This window comes from Legionella sp. km772 (genome assembly GCF_003989735.1).
Classification (GTDB): domain Bacteria; phylum Pseudomonadota; class Gammaproteobacteria; order Legionellales; family Legionellaceae; genus Legionella.
In genome coordinates this window covers 1-1,907 of sequence record NZ_RZGQ01000304.1, presented here as the reverse complement: position 1 = coordinate 1,907, position 1,907 = coordinate 1, and the positions used below count along the sequence as shown (strand labels likewise).

The following is a 1,907-nucleotide window of genomic DNA, read 5'->3' as shown; positions in this document are numbered from 1 at the left end:
TCCTGGCCTATGGACTTGTGGATAAGCCATTCTGAGAGTAAGGTGAATGAACTAACAAACCGGGAATAGCTCTTATTTTTCCTGAATTTTGTTCCAGATCCCCGGACCTAGCTAAACCAGTCCTGAAGTTCTAAGGCGTCAAAATCATCCTCATCGCACTCTTCCATAATCATTTCCTTCCCTAGGATTTGAATTAAATATTAACACAAAGATATGTATTTAATCAAGTAAATTGGACAAATTTGTTTTATTTAGTCCTATGATAAGCGGAGGATAATAAGTCAACAAGAAGCGTAAGACGCTGTTTAAATGAGGCTTAAACAGCGTAGGAAATAATTATTTTACATTCTGTAATTCGGTTAATTGCTGTTGTAATTCAGCAATTTTTTTATCACGACAATCTTTCACTTGATTTGGATCAGTAGTGACGTTTTTAACGGTTTGTCCTAATAATACTGGTCGCATGCATGCTTGCCAGAATTTCATTTCCCCTCCGCGAGTATAACCAGCTGATTTACATGCCTTAGCTAGAGCACTACAGGAAGCATCCGATTTAATTAAACCACCAGCATAACTCAGTGAAGAGCAAAGAATAGTGCTTAATGCCCAGAGTGTTAGAAATTTTTTCATGTGTAGCCTCCATGTTAATAAGAACTAATAGTCCCTGACTAGTATAGCTGATTAATTGTTATTGAATAGTCCGCTCAAATAGCCATAGCTCCTATCCATAAAACGTTTAGAAAATTGTATACCGCCCAATTTAAAAGGGTGGGACTAATACTTGAACTCTGTAGGAGGTGCCTGCTAGAGCTATAAGTCAAAAAGGCAGCCCCTACTGACAGTTAAAATTAAATTTTAACTATCAGTGGGCTATTATTTTACTTAACTAAACAGTTTATTTACTGTTAATCCAATACCTTGGACAGTAATTTGTTGGGAAGAAAGGGCAGAACCAACTCCAGTAGTAACATAAGATACTCCGTTAATTACCTGAGTATTTGTAAATAGTGTTCTATCCGTATATTTATTGCTACCCGTTTGCGCATAAGTATAATTTATGTCAATGAACCAGGTTGGATCAAGTTGGTATTTTAACCCCAATTGTCCCGCCCCGCCCCACATCCATTGTGTGTTTTTGAAGTTAGTACCTGATCCTGTTATATCAGTATGGGTACCATCAATATCTGCAAACCCATTCATTCCATAGAGATGAGATTGAGTTTCAAAAACAACAGGGCCTGCTCCCAAATAGACATTAAATTTTCCAAAATGCTGTCCAATAAATCCCAGTAAAGAGAGCTCATGATTGATATTGGTCTGAGCAGATTTAACGATATAGTTTCCGGTGAAGCTGCTTTCACCTGAGGTTGTAACAAATTGTCCACTTTGAAAATTATCTACTGGACTTTGAGAGGAAGTAATGCCCAAATATCGGTATGAAAATTTAAGTCCTCCTGAATAGAGGTCATTAAAATGTCTGAGATAGCCTATTTGAGCTTCAGGGGCAAAAGTAGTTTGAGTTTGATGAAAGGGGCTTGAGGGGCCACCAGCAAGGCCTGAAGCAACATTGACTCCGGCCGAACTTACTTGTGAAATCCCTGTTGCTGCTAAGTATCTGTCTAATTTAACGGAGTTATAACTACCACCGAGCCCTAAAAAAATACCATCCATAGACGTTTTGACCTCGCCCATGGTGCCTGCGACAACATGACCTGACAGCAGACAAGTAAGCGGTAGGGTATAAAAAATCGATTTTGAAACCATTTCTAAATTGCTCCTTTTTATAAATTAACTCATGTTACGCACATAAACTTGTAGTTTGACTAAAAAGCATTAGAATTCCGCCCTTAATTTTAGGGAGGGAATTAAATGGATATGCTTGATCTTTATAGTGATTATTTGATTTT

General features: G+C 37.8%; 2 protein-coding genes. Both read right to left on the bottom strand.

From position 1 onward, the window contains the following. Window positions 1-336 precede the first annotated feature (336 nt). Window positions 337-630: a hypothetical protein gene (locus tag ELY15_RS15465; RefSeq protein ID WP_127101610.1), complete on the bottom strand. Its 294-nt coding sequence runs from the start codon at window positions 628-630 to the stop codon at window positions 337-339. Between the two features lie 252 nt (window positions 631-882). Further along, the gene (locus tag ELY15_RS15460) at window positions 883-1,764 is read right to left on the bottom strand and encodes an outer membrane protein (RefSeq protein WP_127101608.1); all 882 of its coding nucleotides are present in this window, start codon (window positions 1,762-1,764) and stop codon (window positions 883-885) included. Between the last annotated feature and the right edge of the window lie 143 nt (window positions 1,765-1,907).

What these genes read in the sequence shown, in the direction of transcription:
- ELY15_RS15465 (WP_127101610.1), bottom strand. Translation starts at nt 630, where the DNA reads ATGAAAAAATTTCTAACACTCTGGGCATTAAGCACTATTCTTTGCTCT.
- ELY15_RS15460 (WP_127101608.1), bottom strand. Translation starts at nt 1,764, where the DNA reads ATGGTTTCAAAATCGATTTTTTATACCCTACCGCTTACTTGTCTGCTG.